This is a genomic window from Citrobacter sp. JGM124, assembly GCF_018257795.1.
Classification (GTDB): Bacteria; Pseudomonadota; Gammaproteobacteria; order Enterobacterales; family Enterobacteriaceae; genus JGM124.
In genome coordinates this window covers 41,246-59,416 of the sequence record NZ_JAERJD010000005.1, presented here as the reverse complement: position 1 = coordinate 59,416, position 18,171 = coordinate 41,246, and the positions used below count along the sequence as shown (strand labels likewise).

Sequence of the window (18,171 nt, the reverse complement as noted above, 5' to 3'; positions counted from 1 at the left end):
GAAAATCATGTGTCAGTGATTAGAACTTCAATGACCCTTGCATATATAACGTGCGGGGCTGACCTGCATAAATGCCTTTGTTATTGTCATCAGAACGGGTGAAATACCGCTGATCGAAGAGGTTTTTTACCCCGAAAGACATGTGCAAGTTTGCCATTTGTGGGCCAAAATCATACGCCACGCGTGCGCCCCACAACATAAAACCAGGGATGCGCCCGATACTGCCACTGCTGTTCTCCTGAACGGTATTGGCGTTATCGGCAAACTGACTGGACTGAAAATCGCTGTTCAGGTTAAACGTCCAGTTACCGGGTTTATAGTCCACACCCAAGGTGCCTTTTTGCTTCGGTGAGAAGGGAACCTGATTACCGTAAGTATCACCATGCTCAATAATCTTCGCATTAACATAGGCGTAGCTGGTGTAAACAAAGACATCATCCAGCTTAGGCGTCAAGGTGCCAAGATCGTATCTGGCCTGAGTTTCCAGCCCGGTATGGCGCGTTTTGCCCCTTGCCGTCACGGTATCATCGGTCTGGTTAGAGTCGTACTGATTACTAAAGTTAATCATAAACAGTCCAACCTCAGCCGTTAACGCACCGTCGTCGTATCGGGTTCCGAGTTCCCAAGTTCGCGCTTTTTCCGGCTCCACATCACCGCTTTGCACGGCTTTGCCAATTTGGCTGTACTGTACTGTGCCAAAGGAACCTTCGGTATTGGCATAAATATTCCAGCTATCTGTCAGGTGATAAAGGACATTTAGTGCAGGAAGCGAGGCATTATAACTGACATCCGTATAGGTATGTTTGGTGCTGTTATCCTGATGGGACTGAATATGCTCGAAACGCATGCCCGGGGTAATAGTCCAGTTACCCAGATCAATTTTATCATCCAGATACCAGGCATGGGCCTGGGTGCCAGAACGGATATCGCGGTCATAAGGACTCGAGTTGGATGGCAACTGCCCACTTTCGGTTGGGGTGTAGTAACGCAACTCATGGGTTGATTCATTCACATAGCGGTACCCGACACCTACCTCATGAGCAGAGGATCCCAGCATAAAGCTCTGGCTGTAACGTGGCTCAATGCCGCGAACCCAGTAAGTTCGTGGTGAAAGGGTCAGAATTTTTCCTTGTTCCAGATAGCCGCTACGTAGCGTTTCGGTATAGAACCCCAGAAGATTAAACTTATGCTGGCTGTCTGGCTGAAACTGGTAACCCAGGCTGGCCAGTTTACGCCGCCCCCAGAAACGGTCATAAGGTCGGGTTGATTGCCAGCGATCGGCGTCATAGTCTTCCCGAGACAGGCCACCTGGCATATCGGCCTCGCCATCGTAGTACTGCAATAAACTATTAAAGCTGTGCACGTCATTCGGGGCATATTTACTTTTTAGCATGATGTCGTCAATGCGGGTGTCGCTGTGCTGGCGCCAGTCACTACCACGAACACCGGAATAGAGCACTGCCGCACCAAACCCGTTATCTGCCGTGCCGCCAACCATCAGGTTATGCGTCTCTTTCGGGTTATGCTGGGAAGAAGAGGGGCTGAGTTGGCCCTCCACCCCGGCGGCAATACCAAAGTCCTGGGGGATAGCGCGGGTGACAAAGTTAATCACCCCACCAACACTCTGGGGACCATAGCGTACTGCGCCCCCACCACGAACGACATCAATGGCATCCATGTTCCCAAGTGATACAGGGGCCAGTGAAAGCTGTGGCTGACCATAGGGTGCAAAAGGCACAGGGATACCGTCCATCAGAATGGTTGAACGGCTCGCCAACCGTGGGTTCAGGCCGCGGATACCTAAATTAAGTGCCAAGTCGTGGCTACCTGTACCGCTGTTTTCCGGCGCATTAACCCCAGGGATACGGTTGAGAGCTTCCCGTAACGTTGCAGCCCCCGTTTTGGCAAAATCTTCACGACGAACCACATCGCGGGCACCAGCATGCTCAAAGACATCATTTTCACGAGCATCCCCCAGCCAGTCCCCGACAACGGTCATTGAATCTTCTTTGGACGCTGGAATAACTTCCAGCGTCCAACTGTTATTCCCCAATGACTTTACCTGCAGGTCACTTCCCTTCAGCAATTGTTGCAGGCCATTTTCCACCGGATAGTCGCCGTGTAAGCCGTTGCTTTGCTTACCACGCGTCAGGCTGGCATCTACCGATAATATCGCCCCACTCTCGGCAGCATACTGATTAAGCGCTTTATCAAGAGGGCCTGCAGGAATGTTAACCAGTACGGCAAAAGAGGATAACGGGAACCCGACCAGCGATAGCATGCTCAGGCGAACTACATTAGCCAAAGGCGTTGTTTTACGAAAACCACGTGCAGGCGTCATACCTTCTCCATCATCATTTTTGTTGTATTCAGCGATGAGTCGAACGGGAAGGATAAAAAGGACAATCGAAATGAGAATTATTTTTCTTACCGTGGAAGGATAGTCACTAAATATCTTGTAATGTATTGAATTTTAACCGGTAATGTTTGTGAGATAATATTAAGCGTGCCGTCAGGGTCCCTCAGTGAGAAAGTACCGCTTAAACGTAAGTCAGCAACGGCCGGATCACAACGTAATACCCCACGGCGGTAACGGCCCAGGGTGGCAACTACCTCTCTCAGGGGCTTATCACTAAAGCTCAGACTGCCCTGCACCCAGCTGCTCCGTTCTTCATCCAATGGTGTGACGGAACCAAATGCTGATGCGCTGAACAACAAGCTCTCTCCGGCCTGTATCACTCGTTTCCTGCCCATGTCATCAGCGAGAGCAACTTCCACCGCATGCTGTTGCACATCCAGCTGTGTAACATCATCCTGCTGCTGAACCGTGAATTGGGTGCCTAATGCCGTCAGTCGCCCCTGACGGGTAATCACGCGGAAAGGACGCTGCTGGGTATCTTTCCCCGTAGTGATGGCGATTTCACCATACCAAAGCAGCACCGTTCGCTGGCGTCCATCAAACTGCACATTGGCTGCACTTTGGGTATTCAGCATCAGCCGGGATCCATCTTCCAGCCTTAACTGACTCACTTCACCTTTTGCAGTACGGTAGTCGGCCCGTAGCCCTTCGCCCATTTCAGATTGCCAAAGACGCCAGCCGCCGCCAATACCCAGTAACAGCAATAGCCCTTTCATCACATGGCGTCGAGTGATCTGGGTATCTTGCAGCGCCCGGCTTGCGATATTGCCAGGGACATGACTGAGCTGGCTACGCAAATTTTCTACTTGTTGCCAGGCCCACTGATTATCCTGATCCTGTTCATACCACTGTTGCCAGCGTGCTTCCTGCTGGGGATTAGTTGGTTCACCACTTAACACAGCATACCAGTGTGAAGCTGATCGTAATGCCTGACGACGGGAGTCAGTCAACGACGAGGTCATAAGCCATGCTCCAGGCGGAATAGCAGGCAATGTTCAACGGCTTTCGCAACATACTTTTTCACGGAGCTCACAGAAACGCCAAGCTTTAACGCAATCTCCCTGTAACCAAGTCCATCCAGTTGCGAAAGCAGAAAAGCCTGCCGAGTTTTCATATTAAGACCATCGAGCATATTATCGATAAGCTGTAGTGTTTCCAGCTGACTTTCACGATCTTCCAGTGAAGGTGCCAGTGATTCTGGTAGCTGTACCAGCATTTCCAGGTAAGCTTTTTCCAGCGCATTGCGACGGAAAAGATCGACCATCACCCGTTTGGCAATAGTGCAGAGAAAAGATCGTGGGTCACGAATGGCTGACAGTGAATCACTCCCCATAACCCTGAGGAAGGTATCCTGGGCAATATCATCTGCATCAAACGCTGACTGGAGCTTACAGGTAAGCCAACTTTTTAACCAGCCGTGATGAGTGCCATAAAACGATTCAAGTGCTACAGAGGCCGTGGTTGCGGTGCGGTCAGACATACTGGAAAGTATCGAAAGTTAATTATCACGCAGCCATATTATTATGAGAATAGTTCTCATTACAATTGAAATTTTCTTATCCCTTACACTGCGCTTTTAAATATTTTTAGCCTTTGGGGTACTGTTCAATGACGAACATTAAAGATATGTTATTACATATCTTTAATGTTCAGAGTATTTTCTATGAAAATTAACAGTGTTATTGCCATGTCACTGGCAGTATCCTCCTTCGGTTGCCTGGCATTCAGTTCACAGCCGAGCGTGATGGCTGGTGAGGGTATTGATAACGTCCGTTCACTGGAGAATCATATTCTGGGTAGTTTTTACAGCCAGAACAGTGTGACCGGACCAACGAACCTGTTCGGTACTTGTGATGCTTCCCCAGTCCCTGGCTGTGCCTGCTCTTTCTGTACCATGCTACGTAGTCATAATCGCTGAGAGTCGGTTTAATCCTTTGCTCCCAGACAGGGGCAATGTGTCATCCTCACTCAGAAAAGATGTTCCTGATGCACCCAGACGGCGGCCTCCACCCGGGATTTCAATTTCATTTTTTTCAGCAAATGCTTCACATGAACTTTTACCGTACTTTCAGTAATATCCAGGCGACGCGCGATCATTTTATTGGGTAATCCCTGGGCGATAAGCTTCAGGATATCCCGCTCGCGTGGCGTGAGCTGATTAATATCCCGGTCTGAAGTGACGCGGTTGGCACGTAAACTGGCAGCCAGCACAGGCGTTAATGCTTCGCTTAAAACAATTTCACCCGCTGCGGCTTGTTGTAGTGCTTTAAGCAGTTCTTCTGGCTCCATGTCTTTCAGAAGATAACCATCTGCGCCTCTTTTAAGGGCATTAACAACATCCTCTTCATGATTTGAGACGGTAAAAACCACAATACGACCGGAAAGGGGTTTCTCACGCAGGCAGTCCAGAGTTTCCAGCCCGTTCATACCGGGCATATTCAAGTCCAGCAGGATCAAGTCCGGATCAAATGCCTCAGCCAACTGTACGCCCAGCTCTCCATTACCTGCCTCACCAATAACCGCCAGTTCGGGGGCCATGCTGATCAGCTGTTTAACACCAGTACGTAACATAGGATGATCGTCAATCAGCAAAATAGTTGAAGCTTCCGCATTACTCATGATGTGCTCCTGTGTCTATTTCAGGAATAAAACTTACGATGATTTCAGTCCCCCCATTGAGGCGGGTTCGTACCAGACAATCACCTTGCAGACTTTGCGCACGGTCCCGCATGATAATCATGCCGTAGTGGTTCTGACGTTCAGCGTTGTCAGATATCCCTCGCCCATTATCCCATACTGTTAAGGTCACTTGGTCTTCACAAAATAGGACGCTGACACCGCACGCGGTTGCCCCCGCGTGTTTCAGGCTATTATTAAGTGCCTCACGCGTGATTTGTACCACGTGAATCGCCTGAGCTGATGATATCAGCCGCGGCGGGAGCTGATAATCCAGCGTCACAGGGAACCCTAGCTTTTCACTGAATTCCCGGCAACAAGCCTCCAGTGCAGGGCGCAGACCCGGCTCAGTAAGTTGTAAGCGGAAAGTAGTCAGTAATTCCCGCAGCTGTCGCCAGGATGTGTTCAGTTCACTCCGCATTTGCCCCAGTAACGTTTGCATCTCTTCTGGCAGTTCCGTGCCTTGCATCTGTAAGCAACTGAGCTGTATTTTCAGGCAAGAAAGCGACTGCGCAATGGAGTCATGCAATTCCCGGGCGATGGCTGAACGCTCCTCCATAACCACCAGCTGCTGTTGCCGTTCGTATTGTCTATCAAGTGCCAGTGTGACGGTCAGTTGCTCCATCAGCGTCAGAATAAGCTGCCGCTGATCACGAGTCAGTTTACAGCCCTTGGGCAACAGACCCAAAACCAAGCCATACTGCATATGCCCATCGGCCAAACGCCATTTCTGGGCCGTAGTTTCACCCGGTGGTAAGGTGGTTTCAGCGGTGCAAAGTTTGCAACCACTCACTTCACAGTGGCGATCCGGTTGAAAGATATGCTCCTCATAATGTTCTTCATCCTGATATCTGTTAATACGTAGTTCAAGATTCCGTAAGGGTGTTAAGTGTTGTAACTCATTCAGAACGGAAGAGAGACGCTGGCATAGTGGTGCGGGTGAATGCAGCCGACGATTTGCCTGGTAGAGAAAGGAAAGTATCTGATTTTTTTGCTCAAGCCCGGCCGTTTTTTCTGATACCCGTTGTTCAAGGCTGGCATAACTTTCCGCCAACTCAGCCGACATGCTATTTAACGCAATGCCCAGGGTCGCCATCTCATTCCCCCCTCGAATATTGCAACGACGAGTGAAATCCCGCTGCCCAATGGCCCGGGCCATTGACAGTAATGTTTTCCAGGGTCTTATCAGGTGAGAGCGTAACCAGATAATAGTGAAAATAATCAACAACCCCATAAGCACAGCCATGCCCAACTGTAGCTGGATAATGCGCAACAAACGCATTTCGGTCATATCATCAAAACGTGTGACTAACTGATCAATACGCCCGACAAAGTCCGTCACATGAGACTGAACTTGCTCAATACTGTTTGCCTCTCGCAGTGCGGGCTCAAGCTCATCATGCCAGTAGTATTGTAACGCGGTTAATCTTGCTTCCTGCCCCCCTTCTTTTGCCGCCAGCTGTAAGTCAGGACTCGAGATGATAGTTTCCATCTCTTGTAACAGGGGGATGTCCTGTTCACCCAGAGGAATGGCGGCAAGCAGACGATAACTTTGCATGCGCATCGATCCGGCTTTATTGATGGCATGTGCATTCCCCTGAATGCCTTGTGCCATCCAGCCAGAAAGGCTCATACCTGCCACACCCAACAGTGCCAGCAACAGAACAATTAATGCCAGCTGGTTAAACAATGTGATTGGCGATAGCAGACGTTTAAGCATCGGCAGTGAAGCTCCTGAATAAAGGGAAAGCCAATCAAACATTTTCAAACATCATTCGGAGTATACATATACTCCTTAAGGATTACCCATTAATTGCTGGCTGCCACCTGTGGAGATAACAACCGAATAGTGATGGGTTTTAGTTGTTTGAAAAACCAACCTATTCATCGTTTTTAATCTTACTCATAAAGGATAACGAGCATTTTTCCACCGTTGATCTGATGGTTTGTCCCTTGATTCATATCAATTGTTATTCCTGATTAGCCTCTAAGGTGACGATAATTACCACCACTGTTATTGAGGTTTCTATGTCTCTGCCACCAGATAGTCCCCAGAAAATACGATCGCTTATCACCGAATGGCGACCGGAAGAACCGGCATTCTGGCAACGTAAGGGGCACCACATTGCCAGCCGTAATCTATGGATTTCTGTTCCTTGCTTGCTGCTGGCATTCTGTGTGTGGATGTTATTCAGTGCGGTTGCCGTCAATCTGAATAAAGCAGGCTTCAATTTTACGCCTGACCAGTTATTTATGCTGACTGCACTGCCCTCTGTTTCTGGTGCCTTGTTGCGGGTACCTTACTCCTTTATGGTACCGATCTTTGGCGGACGTCGCTGGACGGCATTCAGTACCGGTATCCTGATAGTGCCTTGCATATGGTTAGGTGTTGCGGTGCAAAACCCGGCAACGCCATTCAGTGTATTTATCATTATTGCGTTACTGTGCGGGTTTGCAGGGGCGAATTTTGCCTCCAGTATGGGGAATATCAGCTTCTTCTTCCCAAAAGCAAAACAGGGTGGAGCGCTAGGTATTAATGGGGGGCTGGGTAATATGGGGGTCAGTGTGATGCAACTTGTTGCCCCGCTGGCCATTTCGCTTTCCATGTTTGCCGTCTTTGGTGGAACAGGTGTCGAGCAGGCTGACGGCTCCATGATGTATCTGGAAAATGCTGCATGGGTTTGGGTACCGCTACTGGCTATTTTTACCCTTGCGGCATGGTTCGGGATGAACGACCTCGCCACCAGCAAAGCGTCTTTAAAAGATCAGCTACCCGTGCTTAAACGAGTCCATTTGTGGATTCTGGGTATTCTGTATCTGGCAACCTTCGGTTCGTTTATTGGGTTTTCTGCGGGGTTTGCTATGCTGGCAAAAACCCAGTTCCCGGACGTTAATATTCTGCACTTTGCTTTCTTCGGACCACTACTTGGGGCATTGGCTCGTTCTGCCGGGGGTGCAATTTCAGACCGTTTTGGTGGGACGAAAGTCTCGCTAATCAACTTCATCTTTATGGCGATATTCAGCGCATTGCTTTTTGCCACCTTGCCAGATAAGAGTACCAACGGCAATTTCATTGCTTTCTTCGGCGTGTTCTTGATGTTGTTTCTTACCGCGGGTATGGGGAGTGGTTCCACCTTCCAGATGATCTCAGTCATCTTCCGTAAATTAACCATGGATCGGGTGAAAAACCAGGGGGGGAGTGACGAGCAGGCATTGCATGAGTCTGCCACGGACACGGCTGCCGCACTAGGCTTTATCTCTGCTATTGGTGCCATTGGTGGGTTCTTTATTCCTAACGCATTCGGTATCTCACTTTCACTCACTGGCTCCCCAGCAGGGGCAATGAAAGCCTTCCTCGCGTTTTATATTATTTGCATCGTGATAACCTGGGCAGTTTATGGCCGTAAAAAAGTAAAATAATACGGTGTTCTATTGCTCTTGGTATTATCCCAGGCGTGGCTTCAGCCACGCCTTTTTTATCTGAAATCATCCCATTTAAGAACCCGGTTGATACGCTTGCTGAACCGCTTTATCGGAGTTACCCCTTAATACCCTGCCCCTCACGGCAGCGGGGGAAACCTTCACCATTAACGATATAAAATCTTTTATTTTCAATTAATTAAAAGCCTACTCCCCTTAATACTTTGGTGGTAGATCGCCCCGCGGTAACTGACCGCGCCTCATCGGCAATTGATCGTTATCAATTATCCACACTGTTATACGGGATACCGTGCAAACCAAATCAGCAATGTCGTATTGATAAGACAGAGCCACCAGGCTCCACATCAGGAGAATCCCGATGAGCAAATTTCTTGACCGGTTTCGCTACTTCAAACAGAAAGGTGAAACTTTTGCCGATGGACATGGCCAACTGCTTGATACCAATCGTGACTGGGAAGAAGGTTATCGCCAGCGGTGGCAGCATGACAAGGTGGTCCGATCCACGCATGGTGTGAACTGCACGGGCTCCTGTAGCTGGAAGATCTATGTAAAAAGCGGCCTCGTCACTTGGGAAACCCAACAGACGGATTACCCGCGAACCCGCCCTGATATGCCTAACCATGAGCCACGCGGTTGCCCACGCGGCGCAAGTTACTCTTGGTACCTCTACAGCGCCAATCGGCTGAAATACCCTTTGATGCGTAAGCGCTTAATCAAACTGTGGCGGGAAGCAAAGAAACTGCATAATGATCCAGTGGATGCCTGGGCCTCAATCATCAACACCCCGGAACAGGCTAAAAGCTATAAGCAAGCACGCGGCCGTGGGGGATTTGTACGCTCAAGCTGGCAAGAAGTGAATGAACTTATCGCCGCTGCCAACGTTTTTACCGCAAAAACGTTTGGTCCCGATCGTATTGCTGGCTTCTCACCAATCCCCGCCATGTCTATGGTCTCTTACGCTTCTGGCGCTCGCTATCTTTCCCTGATTGGCGGCACTTGCCTGAGCTTTTACGACTGGTACTGTGACTTACCCCCCGCATCCCCCATGACCTGGGGTGAGCAAACGGATGTCCCGGAATCGGCTGACTGGTATAACTCCAGTTATATTATTGCCTGGGGCTCTAACGTTCCCCAGACACGTACACCTGATGCCCACTTCTTTACCGAAGTACGCTACAAAGGCACCAAAACCGTTGCAATAACCCCAGACTACGCAGAAATTGCCAAGCTGTGTGATCAGTGGCTGGCACCAAAACAAGGTACCGATGCAGCACTGGCCCTTGCCATGGGCCACGTTATGCTGCGGGAATTCCACCTTGATAATCCCAGCCAGTACTTTATTGATTATGTGCGTCGTTATACCGACATGCCGATGCTGGTCATGCTGGAAGAACGCGATGGCTTCTATGCCCCTGGCCGCATGTTACGCGCTTCTGACTTGGTTGATGGCCTGGGACAGGAGAACAATCCGCAATGGAAAACAGTGGCAATAAATAATCAGGGTGGGGAGCTGTTAGCCCCCAATGGTTCTATTGGTTACCGCTGGGGCGAGAAAGGTAAATGGAATCTGGAACAGCGTGATGGCACCAGCGGTGAAAATATTGAGCTACGTCTGAGCCTGCTTGGCTGCCATGATGATGTGGCTGAAGTAGGTTTCCCTTACTTCGGCGGTGAAAGCAGTGAACATTTCAACAAGGTAAAACTTGATAACGTCTTGATACATAAATTGCCAGTAAAAAATATTCTGCTGGCAGATGGCTCTACCGCGCGAGTCGCCACCATTTATGATCTGATGCTGGCAAACTATGGCCTGGAACGAGGGCTTAATGACGAAAACTGCGCATCGAACTACGACGATGTGAAAGCTTATTCCCCAGCCTGGGCCGAGAAAATCACTGGGGTTTCACGCCATAACATTATCCGTATTGCTCGTGAATTTGCTGATAACGCGGATAAAACCCATGGCCGCTCGATGATTATCGTCGGTGCAGGTCTGAACCACTGGTTCCATATGGACAGTAACTACCGTGGCTTGATTAATATGCTGGTATTCTGCGGTTGTGTCGGTCAGAGTGGTGGGGGCTGGGCTCACTATGTGGGACAGGAAAAACTTCGCCCGCAAACCGGCTGGACTCCCCTGGCATTTGCACTCGACTGGCAACGTCCGCCACGCCATATGAACAGTACCTCATTCTTCTACAACCACTCCAGCCAATGGCGTTATGAATCACTGACGGCGGAAGAGTTGCTGTCACCACTGGCGGATAAATCTCGCTATAGCGGTCACTTGATTGACTTTAATGTCCGTGCCGAACGCATGGGCTGGCTCCCCTCTTCCCCCCAGCTTAATACCAACCCATTAACGATTGCAAAACAGGCGCAAGCCGCCGGGATGAGCCCGGCTGACTATACCGTTCAGCAGCTGAAAAATGGTGATATCCGTTTTGCGTCGGAACAACCCGATGCGGGCAACAACCACCCACGTAACTTATTCGTCTGGCGCTCTAACCTGTTGGGCTCTTCCGGTAAAGGGCACGAGTACATGCTCAAATATCTGCTGGGTACCGAACACGGAATTCAGGGCAAAGATTTGGGCACCGAAGGCGGCGTAATGCCAGAAGAAGTCGAATGGGTCGATAATGGGCTGGACGGAAAGCTGGACTTAGTGGTGACCCTGGATTTCCGTCTGTCCAGTACCTGCCTGTACTCGGATATTGTACTGCCTACCGCAACCTGGTATGAAAAAGACGATATGAATACCTCGGATATGCATCCGTTTATTCACCCTCTTTCTGCCGCGGTTGACCCGGCCTGGGACTCAAAAAGTGACTGGGAAATCTATAAGGACATTGCAAAGACCTTCTCAGAAGTTTGTGTTGGTCATTTAGGCAAAGAGACCGATGTGGTGACCATGCCCATGCAGCATGATTCCGCCGCGGAACTGTCACAGCCACTGGAGGTGATGGACTGGAAAAAAGGCGAATGTGACCTTATCCCCGGGAAAACAGCACCACATCTGGTGACAGTTGAACGTGATTACCCAGCCACTTACGAACGTTTCACCTCAGTAGGCCCGTTAATGGAAACCCTGGGCAATGGTGGGAAAGGTATCGCCTGGAATACCCAGAGCGAAATGGATCTGCTCCGCAAGCTTAATTACACCAAAGCAGAAGGCCCCGCCAAAGGTCAGCCGATGATTAACTCGGCAATTGATGCCGCAGAAGTGATTCTGACCCTGGCACCAGAAACGAATGGTCAGGTCGCCGTAAAAGCATGGGCTGCCCTGGGTGAATTCACCGGCCGTGACCATACCCATCTTGCTATCAACAAAGAAGAAGAGAAAATCCGCTTCCGTGATATTCAGGCCCAGCCACGCAAAATTATCTCCAGCCCAACCTGGTCAGGCCTTGAAGATGAACATGTGTCCTACAGTGCAGGCTATACCAATGTTCATGAGCTGATCCCATGGCGAACCCTTTCTGGTCGCCAGCAGCTTTATCAAGATCATCCCTGGATGCGTGATTTTGGCGAAAGTCTGCTGGTATATCGCCCACCGATTGATACCCGTTCGGTGAAAGGTGTCATGAACAAAAAACCTAACGGTAATCCGGAAAAGGCGCTGAACTTCCTGACTCCGCACCAGAAATGGGGGATTCACTCCACTTACAGCGATAACTTACTGATGCTGACTCTGTCACGCGGTGGTCCGATTGTCTGGATGAGTGAAATCGATGCCAAAGCATTGGGTATCGAAGATAACGACTGGATTGAAGTCTTTAACAATAACGGGGCACTTACCGCCCGCGCAGTCGTCAGCCAACGGGTACCGGAAGGCATGACGATGATGTACCACGCCCAGGAACGCATTGTGAACCTGCCAGGCTCTGAAATTACTGGCCAGCGTGGCGGGATTCATAACTCAGTGACCCGCATTAGCCCGAAACCGACCCATATGATTGGGGGATATGCACAGCTGGCATATGGCTTTAACTACTACGGCACCGTCGGTTCAAACCGTGATGAGTTTGTCGTGGTACGTAAAATGAAAAATATTAACTGGCTGGATGGTGAAGGCAATGACCAGAAACAGGAGAGCGTAAAATGAAAATTCGTTCACAAGTCGGCATGGTGCTGAATCTTGACAAGTGCATCGGCTGTCATACCTGTTCGGTGACCTGTAAAAACGTCTGGACTAGCCGTGAAGGTACGGAATATGCGTGGTTTAACAACGTTGAAACCAAGCCTGGCCTCGGTTACCCCAACGACTGGGAAAATCAGGAAAAATGGAAAGGTGGCTGGATCCGAAAAATAAATGGCGCGTTACAGCCGCGCATGGGTAACCGTGCATCACTGTTAGGTAAAATCTTCGCTAACCCATATCTGCCGGGTATTGATGATTATTACGAGCCTTTCGATTTTGACTATCAGCGGCTGCATAACGCCCCGGAAGGAAAGCATCAGCCTATTGCTCGCCCACGATCGCTGATTACTGGGCAGCGCATGAACAAGATAACCGCCGGCCCAAACTGGGAAGAAATTTTGGGTGGGGAGTTTGATAAACGCTCCAAAGATCAGAACTTTCATGATCTCCAGAAAGCGATGTACGGCCAGTTCGAGAATACCTTCATGATGTATTTGCCACGCTTGTGTGAACACTGCCTGAATCCGGCCTGTGTGGCAACCTGCCCAAGCGGGGCTATCTACAAGCGCGAAGAAGACGGTATCGTTCTGATTGACCAGGATAAATGCCGTGGCTGGAGGATGTGTATTACTGGTTGCCCGTACAAGAAAATTTACTTCAATTGGAAAAGCGGCAAATCTGAGAAATGTATTTTTTGCTATCCCCGAATCGAAGCCGGAATGCCGACTGTATGTTCCGAAACCTGCGTCGGCCGCATTCGTTATCTGGGCGTGTTGTTGTATGACGCGGATGCCATTGAACAAGCTGCCAGCACTGAAAACGAGAAAGATCTCTACGAACAGCAACTGGGTATTTTCCTCAATCCTCATGATCCCGCCGTGATCGCGCAAGCGCTAAAAGATGGCGTGCCACAAAGTGTTATCGATGCGGCTCAAAAATCGCCGGTATATAAAATGGCGATGGACTGGAAGCTGGCTCTGCCACTGCACCCCGAATACCGTACCTTGCCCATGGTTTGGTATGTCCCGCCATTGTCTCCTATCCAATCTGCGGCGGATGCTGGCGAATTGCCGCATACCGGTATTCTGCCGGATGTAGAAAGCCTGCGTATTCCGGTGGAATATCTGGCGAACTTACTCACTGCAGGTGATACCGCCCCAGTGCTACAGGCGTTAAAACGCATGATGGCCATGCGCCACTATAAACGTGCCGAGACGGTAGAAGGGATTATAGATACTCGCGCCCTGGAAGAGGTCGGACTGACGGAGGCCGAAGCTCAGGAGATGTATCGCTACCTGGCAATAGCTAACTACGAAGATCGCTTTGTGGTGCCATCCAGCCACCGGGAGCTGGCCGCAGAGGCTTTCCCTGAGCGTAATGGCTGTGGTTTCAGCTTTGGGGATGGCTGCCATGGCTCAGACAGCAAATTCAACCTGTTCAATAGCAAACGGATTGATGCCATTGATGTGTCCAGTAAGACGGGGTCACAGTCATGATTGAACTTCTGGTCATTTCCCGGTTGCTTGAGTATCCGGATACTGCCTTATGGCAGCATCAACAGGAGCTGTGTGAAGCAACAGCCACAGGAGGGGCGCTCAATGCCCAACAAGCGGCCCAATTGCATCATTTTATTTCTGTTTTTTGCCAGCAAGAGGTGCTGGATGCACAGGCAAATTATAGCGAACTGTTTGACCGGGGCCGGGCAACCTCATTGTTATTATTTGAACATGTGCATGGTGAGTCCCGGGACCGTGGGCAAGCCATGGTCAACCTAATGAACCAGTACCAACAGGCAGGTATGGAGATCGGTAGCCGTGAGCTGCCGGATCACCTCCCGCTGTACCTGGAGTATCTCTCTCAATGTAACGAGCCAATGGCGCGTAGTGGTTTGCAAGATGTCGCCCCGATTCTGGCGTTACTGTCAGCACGCCTTAAGCAACGTGAAAGTGATTATGCCGTGCTGTTTGATGCCCTACTTAGCCTGTCAGAAAGTGACGTCGCCGTTGAGCGTGTCAGCCAGCAAATTGCCGGGGAAGTCAGGGATGACACACCACAGGCTCTCGACGCCGTCTGGGAAGAAGAGCAAGTGAAATTTGTTGCGGATGCCGGGTGTGGGGAGTCTGAGATAAGTCGCCACCAGCATCGCTTTGCCGGTGCCGTTGCACCGCAATATTTGAATATTGGAGGACAGTAACAATGCAATTTCTCAATGTGTTCTTCTACGACATTTATCCGTATATCTGTGGTACCGTCTTTCTGGTGGGGAGCTGGCTGCGTTATGACTACGGCCAGTATACCTGGCGAGCCAGCTCCAGCCAGATGCTGTCCCCCAAGGGCATGAACCTGGCTTCAAACCTGTTCCACATCGGAATCTTAGGCATCTTTTTTGGACACTTCTTTGGCCTGCTGACACCACACTGGGTATATGAATCTTTCCTGCCCATCGAAATGAAGCAAAAAATCGCGATGGCGGCGGGCGGGGTTTGTGGAGTAATGACCTTGCTAGGCGGCTTGTTGCTACTGAAACGCCGGTTGTTCAACCCCCGTATCCGGGCAACGTCTTCCACTGCTGATATTCTTATCCTCAGCCTGCTGATGATTCAGTGTATCCTGGGCTTGCTGACCATTCCGTTCTCTGCACAGCATATGGACGGGGGGGAGATGATGAAGCTGGTAGGCTGGGCGCAAGCGGTCGTTACCTTCCATGGTGGCGCCTCTGAGCACCTGAATGGGGTCGCTCATATCTTCCGGATCCATTTGGTTCTGGGCATGACACTGTTTCTGCTCTTTCCTTTTACCCGTCTGGTACACGTCTGGAGCGCGCCCGTTGAATATCTGACCCGCAAATATCAGATTGTTCGCGCCCGCCGCTGATCATCTCGGCTGTCCTGAAAATATCTGGCTACGTCCAGATATTTTTTTGCCTGTAATATACAGCACGCAGGCAGATCACCTGATCCGGGTGCAATGCCTGTTACAGGTTCAGGCCAGTACCGGCTCCCTCCCAGTCACCTGCCCACTATTCCATGACAGTGGTTCCTGATTCAGGGAATACATGACAAGCCAAGTAAAGCTGATACCACACCGGTGACATATCTGGGTTAATAGCCTAATACTTATAGCATCGGGCCTGTACTTGGCACTGGGCGGGCTACCATCTTCGGGCGATCAGGCCAGCAACAACGTTACAGCATCAAAATGCTTCATCGATCACAATATAGTAATTTTAACGGGCTACATATTTCCAACCCCACTGTTACGCGTATACAGTTATGCGTAACAGTAAAATGAAAAGAGGCTCTATGAACAATTTATTTGATCTGTCAGGAAAACGGGCACTGATCACGGGTTCAGCCCGAGGTATCGGCAATGTCCTGGCCAAAGGTCTTGCCCAGTATGGTGCAGAAATTATCATTAATGACCGGGATCAACAGAAAGCTGACATGGCCGCACGTCTGTTAGTGGCTGAGGGATACTCAGCAACAGGTTATGCATTTGATGTTACTCAGTCCGTACAAGTAGAAACCGCCATTGCAGAAATCGAAAAAAATATCGGCCCAATTGATATATTAATTAATAATGCCGGGATTCAACGTCGTCATCCATTTATAGAATTTCCTGAACAGGAATGGGATGATGTTATTGAAGTAAATCAGAAAGGTGTTTTCTTGGTTTCGCAACAGGTCGCTAAATATATGATAAAGCGATCAGCCGGTAAAATAATAAATATAGGTTCAATGCAAAGTGAACTGGGACGTAAAACTATTACGCCTTACGCGGCAACAAAAGGTGCCGTAAAAATGCTCACGCGTGGTATGTGTGTTGAACTGGCAGAACATAATATTCAAGTGAATAGCATCGCCCCCGGATACTTTGATACAGATATGACTGAAGCGCTGGTAAATGATGAAGCATTCTCTTCCTGGTTATATCAGCGAACACCTGCCGCACGTTGGGGTAAGCCGGAAGAGCTCATTGGTGCCGCCGTATTCCTTGCATCCTCAGCATCTAACTATGTTAATGGACATATGCTGTTTGTCGATGGAGGAATGCTGGCCGCAGTATAATTAATTACGTAACAATTTAAATCTCAATAATTAATTACTGACGTTATTACAACGTCAGTATTCACCTGTGTACACCAAGGATTAAATATGCAAACGCCCGTGAAATTACCCGCTCGTCGTTGGTGGTATTTGATGCCCATTATTTTTATTACCTATAGCCTGGCTTATCTTGACCGTGCTAATTATGGCTTTGCAGCTGCAGCAGGTATTGAAAATGATTTAGGTATTACAAAAGGTACTTCTTCATTAATTGGTGCACTCTTTTTTCTTGGCTATTTTTTCTTTCAAGTTCCCGGCGCAATATATGCAGTAAAACGTAGTGTAAGAAAAATGATTTTTTTCAGTCTCATCTTATGGGGACTCTGCGCTACAGCAACAGGATTCGTCAGTAACATTCCGATGCTGATGGTGATTCGTTTTACGCTCGGGGTGGTTGAGGCAGCCGTCATGCCCGCCATGCTGATTTACGTAAGTAACTGGTTTACTAAAACAGAACGATCACGGGCCAATACCTTTTTAGTTCTTGGAAACCCGGTTACCGTGCTGTGGATGTCCATTGTTTCTGGTTATCTGATTCAGTCCTGGGGCTGGCGGGAAATGTTTATTATAGAAGGCATTCCGGCTGTACTTTGGGCCGGCATCTGGTGGCTTCTGGTTCGGGATAAACCTTCTGAAGCATCATGGCTGAGCAAAGAAGAAAAACAGACGCTCCAGCACGTTATGGACAGTGAACAGGGGAATATCAAACCCGTTCGTAATTACGGTGAGGCCCTGCGGTCGCGTAATGTCATTATGCTATGTGCGGTACATGCACTCTGGAGTATTGGTGTATACGGTTTCATGATGTGGATGCCGTCCATTCTTAAAAATGCCGCACAAATCGATATTGTGTCTGTTGGCTGGCTCGCGGCAGTGCCTTATTTTGCTGCAATTACGCTGATGCTAACCGTCTCCTGGCTCTCGGATAAATTCCAGAACCGCAAACTGTTTATTTGGCCGCTGCTGCTGATAGCCGGGATCGCATTTTTCTCTTCATGGCTGATAGGAGACCAGGCTTTCTGGGTCTCGTATGCACTATTAGTCATCGCCGCGGCTTGTATGTACGCACCTTATGGACCTTTCTTTGCCATTATTCCTGAATTGCTCCCTCGCAATGTATCAGGTGTTGCTATGGGGTTAATCAACAGCTTTGGAGCATTAGGCGCATTCCTTGGTGCCTGGCTGGTTGGGTATTTAAATGGCATAACAGGTGGGCCCGGTGCCTCCTATACCTTTATGGCCGTGGCACTGTTTGCATCAGTGATTCTCATGTATAGCGTGCGCGGGAATGCAGCTCAACCCGAGATGTCAGCGACAAGTCATTGAGTTGCAGATTAACAGGTGATGCCACTCATGGTAATGTTCCGGTAATAACACCACTCATGTGC

The 18,171-nt window shown here is 49.5% G+C and carries 13 protein-coding genes; 8 read left to right on the top strand and 5 right to left on the bottom strand.

Annotation, left to right across the window (positions count from 1 at the left end):
* Positions 1-19: 19 nt before the first annotated feature.
* The 3 genes from fecA to fecI all read right to left on the bottom strand — a co-directional run bounded on the left by fecA (position 20) and on the right by fecI (position 3,899).
* Positions 20-2,341, bottom strand: a complete 2,322-nt coding sequence (gene fecA, locus JK154_RS08190) for a TonB-dependent Fe(3+) dicitrate receptor FecA (protein WP_211992037.1) — start codon at positions 2,339-2,341, stop codon at positions 20-22.
* A gap of 86 nt (positions 2,342-2,427) precedes the next feature.
* Positions 2,428-3,381 (bottom strand): ferric citrate uptake sigma factor regulator FecR, encoded by a 954-nt coding sequence (gene fecR / locus JK154_RS08185; RefSeq protein ID WP_211992036.1) that lies wholly within the window; start codon positions 3,379-3,381, stop codon positions 2,428-2,430.
* Positions 3,378-3,899 (bottom strand): ferric citrate uptake sigma factor FecI, encoded by a 522-nt coding sequence (fecI, locus tag JK154_RS08180; protein WP_211992035.1) that lies wholly within the window; start codon positions 3,897-3,899, stop codon positions 3,378-3,380. The genes fecR and fecI overlap by 4 nt, the downstream gene beginning before the upstream one ends.
* Before the next feature lie 183 nt (positions 3,900-4,082).
* Here fecI and JK154_RS08175 point away from each other — a divergent pair, with 183 nt between their 5' ends.
* Complete coding sequence (locus JK154_RS08175) at positions 4,083-4,337, top strand: hypothetical protein (protein WP_211992034.1); 255 nt, start codon at positions 4,083-4,085, stop codon at positions 4,335-4,337.
* Positions 4,338-4,387: 50 nt separating this feature from the next.
* Here JK154_RS08175 and narL read toward each other — a convergent pair whose 3' ends face one another.
* A complete protein-coding gene (narL, locus tag JK154_RS08170; protein ID WP_211992033.1) occupies positions 4,388-5,038 on the bottom strand; it encodes a two-component system response regulator NarL in 651 nt (216 codons plus the stop codon).
* On the bottom strand, positions 5,031-6,815 hold the full coding sequence (gene narX / locus JK154_RS08165; protein WP_211992032.1) for a nitrate/nitrite two-component system sensor histidine kinase NarX: 1,785 nt from the start codon (positions 6,813-6,815) through the stop codon (positions 5,031-5,033). The genes narL and narX overlap by 8 nt, the downstream gene beginning before the upstream one ends.
* Before the next feature lie 308 nt (positions 6,816-7,123).
* On the opposite strand from narX, the gene narU reads away from it, so the two are divergent.
* The 7 genes from narU to JK154_RS08130 all read left to right on the top strand — a co-directional run bounded on the left by narU (position 7,124) and on the right by JK154_RS08130 (position 18,109).
* Positions 7,124-8,515: a nitrate/nitrite transporter NarU gene (narU, locus tag JK154_RS08160; RefSeq protein ID WP_211992031.1), complete on the top strand. Its 1,392-nt coding sequence runs from the start codon at positions 7,124-7,126 to the stop codon at positions 8,513-8,515.
* A gap of 379 nt (positions 8,516-8,894) precedes the next feature.
* Positions 8,895-12,641 carry a nitrate reductase subunit alpha gene (locus JK154_RS08155; RefSeq protein WP_211992030.1) on the top strand — a complete coding sequence of 1,249 codons (3,747 nt, stop codon included), beginning with the start codon at positions 8,895-8,897 and terminating at the stop codon, positions 12,639-12,641.
* Positions 12,638-14,173: a nitrate reductase subunit beta gene (narH, locus tag JK154_RS08150; RefSeq protein WP_211992029.1), complete on the top strand. Its 1,536-nt coding sequence runs from the start codon at positions 12,638-12,640 to the stop codon at positions 14,171-14,173. Before JK154_RS08155 ends, narH begins: the two co-directional genes overlap by 4 nt.
* Positions 14,170-14,871 (top strand): nitrate reductase molybdenum cofactor assembly chaperone, encoded by a 702-nt coding sequence (narJ, locus tag JK154_RS08145; RefSeq protein ID WP_211992028.1) that lies wholly within the window; start codon positions 14,170-14,172, stop codon positions 14,869-14,871. Before narH ends, narJ begins: the two co-directional genes overlap by 4 nt.
* A gap of 2 nt (positions 14,872-14,873) precedes the next feature.
* Entirely contained in the window at positions 14,874-15,551 is a 678-nt protein-coding gene (gene narI / locus JK154_RS08140; RefSeq protein WP_211992027.1) for a respiratory nitrate reductase subunit gamma, read from the top strand.
* A 428-nt stretch (positions 15,552-15,979) separates the two neighbouring features.
* Complete coding sequence (gene idnO / locus JK154_RS08135) at positions 15,980-16,744, top strand: gluconate 5-dehydrogenase (protein ID WP_211992026.1); 765 nt, start codon at positions 15,980-15,982, stop codon at positions 16,742-16,744.
* A gap of 87 nt (positions 16,745-16,831) precedes the next feature.
* Entirely contained in the window at positions 16,832-18,109 is a 1,278-nt protein-coding gene (locus tag JK154_RS08130) for an MFS transporter (protein WP_211992025.1), read from the top strand.
* Positions 18,110-18,171: the final 62 nt, after the last annotated feature.